The sequence below is a fragment of the Pseudomonas sp. P4_C3 genome (genome assembly GCF_056402075.1).
The window spans coordinates 1-1,871 of the sequence record NZ_JBFUIC010000540.1; the positions used below are offsets into that span (position 1 = coordinate 1).

2 protein-coding genes are annotated in these 1,871 nt (G+C 61.9%); one reads left to right on the forward strand and one right to left on the reverse strand.

Translation table 11 applies throughout. The features are described 5' to 3' along the window. Positions 1-387: 387 nt before the first annotated feature. Positions 388-954 (forward strand): DcrB/PsbP domain-containing protein, encoded by a 567-nt coding sequence (locus AC1DVH_RS30365; protein ID WP_477756905.1) that lies wholly within the window; start codon positions 388-390, stop codon positions 952-954. 3 nt (positions 955-957) lie between these two features. On the opposite strand, the gene AC1DVH_RS30370 is transcribed toward AC1DVH_RS30365, so the two are convergent. Then, positions 958-1,674, reverse strand: coding sequence for an alpha/beta hydrolase (locus AC1DVH_RS30370; RefSeq protein WP_477756906.1), 717 nt, complete (start codon positions 1,672-1,674; stop codon positions 958-960). Positions 1,675-1,871 lie beyond the last annotated feature (197 nt).

Consider the following 1,871-nt stretch of genomic DNA (forward strand, 5'->3'; position numbering starts at 1 on the left):
GCCATGCTGGGCGTGACCAAACGCCTGCTGGCGCGGCCGGCCGGCCCGACGACGGACACTGGAGGAGCAGCCATCAAACGCTAAGCTGCATCGGGTCACCGGGCTGTCCTCAGCACAGGTGGGGGCTCGGCCAAGGTGACCGCTCGGTAGAGCGCGCTGGAATGCGCCATGCTGGGCGTGACCAAACGCCTGCTGGCGCGGCCGGCCGGCCCGACGACGGACACTGGAGGAGCAGCCATCAAACGCTAAGCTGCATCGGGTCACCGGGCTGTCCTCAGCACAGGTGGGGGCTCGGCCAAGGTGACCGCTCGGTAGAGCGCGCTGGAATGCATCACAACCTCCATGGGATGATCGCGCCCCACCGCGCGCCCACCCCTGGAGATCCCGATGTCTTTGTTGAATAAAAAAGCCCTTGTCCTGCTGCTGGCAGCCGCTACCGGCCTTGGGGCTTTGAATGCGCAGGCCGCCAAGGCCACTTCCAGCGATGCGCCAGCCCAGAAAGTCTCGATGCTCGGCAGCAAGTTCACCTTCAACCTGCCCAAGGGTTTCATCGCCAACCCGCTGCCGGCCAGCCCGGAGGGTGCGAGCGGCACCCTGTACAGCAATGAAACCACCAAGACCGTAGTGATCGCCGCTGAAAACACCCTGCCCAACGGTGTCAGCGTCAAGGATAACGACGGCAGGTTCCTCGACGGCACCGTGGCCGATTTCGATGCGGCGCAACACAAATCCCTGCCTGACTACAACAAGCTCAGCGAGAAAGCCCTGACCCAGAAAACCGGGTTGGGCCTGCGCCAGGTCGACGGCACTGCAACGCAGGGCGGTGGCATGACCCTCACCACCACGCTGATGGCCGCATCCGGCACTCGCATGGCGGTGATCCAGGTGATTTCCCGCCCAGGTGACATGGCGGCCCACGAAACCCTGGTCAAACAGATCGTCAGCGGAAAATAAGGCTCAGGGGTTGAGACGCTGCAACCAGGCGCTCAAATCCTGTATCTCGTCGGCGCTGATGTTATGACCGACACCGGGGTAGCCGTGGAACTCGGGTTCGAGTGACACGCTCTGCAACAGGCTGTTGGCTTCGGTGCCGTCGCTGTAGGGAAGGCGTTTGTCCTGCTCGCCATGACCGATGAAGATCGCCAGCGACTGGCGTTTTTCATCCGGTACAAGCTCGGACTTGAGCACCGGCAGAATTCGTCCGCTCAACGCTGCGATCCCACCGAGCGCCTCGGGATGCCGCAGACCCACTTCGTAGGACATGATCGCGCCCTGGCTGAACCCCACCAGGAACACCTTCTCGGGTTCGGTGTGATATTTCTTCGCGGCCTGTGCGACGAAGTCCAGCAGTAACTGGCCGCTGGACTTCAGATCATCGGTCTCGCCGTTGTAAGCCCCTTCGCCCTTCTTGCGGAACCACTGATAGCTGCCCGCCTCCATCACCAAAGGTGCCCGTACCGACAGGTAGGTGTAAGACGCAGGCAAGTCATCCTTGATATCGAACAGGTCCTGCTCGTTACTGCCGTAACCGTGGAGGAAAATCACCAGGGGTTGATGGTTCGAATCGGCGTTGGCCTGTTCCAGGTATTTGAGCGGCAAGTCGGTTTGCAGCGGGGTTTGGGCGTGGACGACAGTGGATGCCAGGAGCGTAAGCAGCGCGAGAATCTTCAACATGGGTCTTCCTTCACGGAATGCAGGATTCGGGGAAGAGCCTAACACTGGTCAGTAGGCAGGAACATCTCGGGCGTGGCGGATGCCGCCTTCGCGGGCAAGCCCGCTCCCACAGGGATCAGCCAAACCCTGTGGGAGCGGGCTTGCCCGCGAGCCGCTCAAATACCTCGCCCGAGATGTTCCTGCCTACTGACCAGTGT